Origin of the sequence: Methylobacterium sp. WL119, from assembly GCF_008039875.1 — a bacterium.
Classification (GTDB): Bacteria; Pseudomonadota; Alphaproteobacteria; order Rhizobiales; family Beijerinckiaceae; genus Methylobacterium.
Genome location: NZ_VRUU01000212.1, coordinates 1 through 2,195 on the forward strand (window position 1 = coordinate 1; position 2,195 = coordinate 2,195).

Here is a 2,195-nt window from a genome sequence, read left to right on the forward strand (position 1 = left end):
CGCCATCCGGAACGCCAAGAAGGCCGGACGCCCGACGGTGGAGGAAACATGAACGAAATCGTCAAGCCGGACTCCCTGATCGTCGCGGAGGCCGAGAGCCTGACCGAGACCTTCTTCGGCGGCTGCCCGCACGATTGCCCGGACACCTGCTCGATGCTGTTCGAGGTGAAGGACGGGGAGCTGCTCGGCGTGCGGGGCAACCCAGACCATCCGATGACCCGCGGCGGCCTCTGCGTGAAGCTGAAGGACTACGAGAAGCGCCACTACCATCCCGACCGGCTGCTCTACCCGATGAAGCGCGTCGGCCCGAAGGGCGCGAAGCAGTTCGCGCGCATCACCTGGGACGAGGCGCTCGACACCATCGTCACGCGCTGGAAGGCGATCATCGACCAGCACGGCCCCGAGGCGATCGCGCCCTACAGCTACCTCGGCAACCAGGGCCTCGTGCACGGCTTGAACGGCGGCGACGCCTTCTTCAACCGCATGGGCGCCACCGTGACCGAGCGCACCTTCTGCGGCGAGGGCTCCTGCACCGCGTGGCTGCTCACCGTCGGCCCGACCGCCGGCCTCGACCCGGACAGCTACATCCACTCCAAGTACATCGTGATCTGGGCCTGCAACTCGGTCTCGACGAACCTGCACCACTGGGCCATCGTCAAGGACGCTCAGAAGAAGGGCGCCAAGGTCGTCGTCATCGACACCTACGCCTCGCGCACCGCCAAGGCGGCCGACTGGCACATCGCCCCGAAGCCCGGCACCGACGGCGCGCTCGCCATGGCGCTGATCAACTCGATCATCGCGCAGGGCCTCGTCGACCAGGACTACGTCGACAACCACACGGTCGGCTTCGCGGAGCTGAAGGAGCGGGCCGCGCCCCGCACGCCGGAATGGGCCGCCGCGATCACCGGCGTCCCGGCCGAGGACATCCGCACGCTCGCCCGCGAGATGGCGACCGAGCAGCCGGTCGGCATCCGCATGGGCGTGGCGCTGGAGCGGCATTACGGCGGCGGCCAGACCATCCGCGCCGTCACCTGCATCCCGGCGCTGACCGGCGCGTGGCGTCACGTCGGCGGCGGCGTCACCCAGTTCGGCGTGTGGGAACATCCCTACAAGTTCGACGTGATGTGCCGGCCCGACCTGATCCCGGAGGGGACCCGCGTCGTGTCGAACCTGCAGATCGGGCGCGCGCTCACCGGCGAGCTGAAGCTCGACCCGCCGATCCTGTCGATGATGTGCTGGAACTCGAACCCCGTCACGCAGGCGCCCGAGACCGACAAGATCGTCGAGGGGCTGATGCGCGAGGACCTGTTCATGGTCTCGGCCGAGCACTTCATCTCCGACACGGCGTCCTACGCCGACATCCTGCTGCCCGCCACGATGGGCGCGGAGATGGAGGACATGATCCTGTCCTGGGGCCACCTCTACCTGACCTACAACACCAAGTGCGCGGACGCGCCCGGCGAGGCGATCCCGAACAACGAGATCTTCCGCCGGCTCGCGGCCCGGCTCGGCTACGCGGAGGAGAACTTCACGTGGTCGGACAGCGAGTGCCTCGAGCACTACGTCGACTGGTCGTCGCCGGCCTGCGAGGGCATCGACCTCGCCTACATGCGCGAGCACGGCTTCGCCCGCCTGAAGGTCGGCACGCCGGACGACCGGGCGCCGCACCGGGAGGGCAACTTCCCGACGCCGACCGGCAAGTGCATGCTGAAGGTGGAGGGCGCCACGAACTTCGTCGCGCCGCCGTTCCGGCAGATGTACGAGGGCTTCCAGCCCGGCGAGGCGCTCGATCCCCTGCCCGACTACCTCGGCCCGCGGGAATCCCACGCCAACGACCCGGAGCTGGCCAGGCGCTTCCCGCTCAACATCGTCTCGCCCAAGAGCCACTACTTCCTGAACTCCTGCTACGCCAACATGGAGGACAAGCAGAAGGGCCAGGGCGAGCAGTTCGTACTGATCAGCCAGGCCGACGCCGACGCCCGCGGCATTCGCGACGGCGACAAGGTGCAGGTCGCCAACGACCGCGGCGCCTTCAAGGGCGTAGCCCGCATCACCGACGACGTGACGGCCGGCATCGTGGTCGCGACGCTGGGCTACTGGCGCCAGCTCAACGAGGGCACGGTCAACAGCATCTCGTCGGGCGCCTTCAGCGACATGGGCCACGCGCCCTCGTTCTCGGACAACCTCGTCGAGGT

At 68.5% G+C, this 2,195-nt stretch carries 1 protein-coding gene; it reads left to right on the forward strand.

All coding sequences use genetic code 11. The features are described from left to right. Positions 1 to 48: 48 nt before the first annotated feature. On the forward strand, positions 49 to 2,195 hold a 2,147-nt coding region (locus tag FV227_RS28450), incomplete at its 3' end, for a molybdopterin oxidoreductase family protein (RefSeq protein WP_147860464.1).